This window comes from Rhizobium sp. 01T444 (assembly GCF_056398305.1).
Genome location: NZ_JBFTPD010000318.1, coordinates 1 through 573, shown reverse-complemented (window position 1 = coordinate 573; position 573 = coordinate 1). Strand labels below are relative to the sequence as shown.

Below are 573 nucleotides of genomic sequence, written 5' to 3'. Positions count from 1 at the left end.
GTCTACAACCAGTACGACTCGCTGGTCCTGCCGCTGCGGAAGTGGCTGGAAGAGCGCGGCGTCGAGTTCCGTCTGGGCACCCGGGTGACGGATATCCGCTTCGTCGAACGGGCGGGCGGGACCTTCGTCGAAGCCATCGCCCATGACCGGCAAGGCGAGCAAGGCGAAGTGGCCGTCGGCGCCCGGGATGTCGTCATCGCCACGCTGGGTTCGATGACCGAGGGCGCCTCGATCGGCGGCATGGATGCGGCGCCGGTACTCCATGACAAGCGCGAGGGCGGCGCCTGGAGCTTGTGGGAGAAGATCGCCACGGGCCGGCCCGCGCTCGGCCGGCCGGGCGCCTTCGCCGACCATGTCGACGATTCCAAGTGGCTGTCCTTCACGACGACGCTCAAGGATCCGGCGCTCTTCACGATGGTGCGCGACTTCACGGGCAACGTGCCCGGCGAAGGCGGCCTCATCACCTTCACCGATTCGAACTGGCTGCTGTCGATCGTGCTGCCGCACCAGCCCCATTTCATCGGGCAGCCCGACGACGTCCAGGCGCTCTGGGGCTACGGCCTGTTCATCGAC

1 protein-coding gene is annotated in these 573 nt (G+C 67.7%); it reads left to right on the top strand.

Features of this window, described 5'->3' with window-relative positions:
* The coding region (locus tag AC1DTN_RS38685; RefSeq protein ID WP_477925512.1) for an oleate hydratase at positions 1 to 573 on the top strand (573 nt) is incomplete at both ends.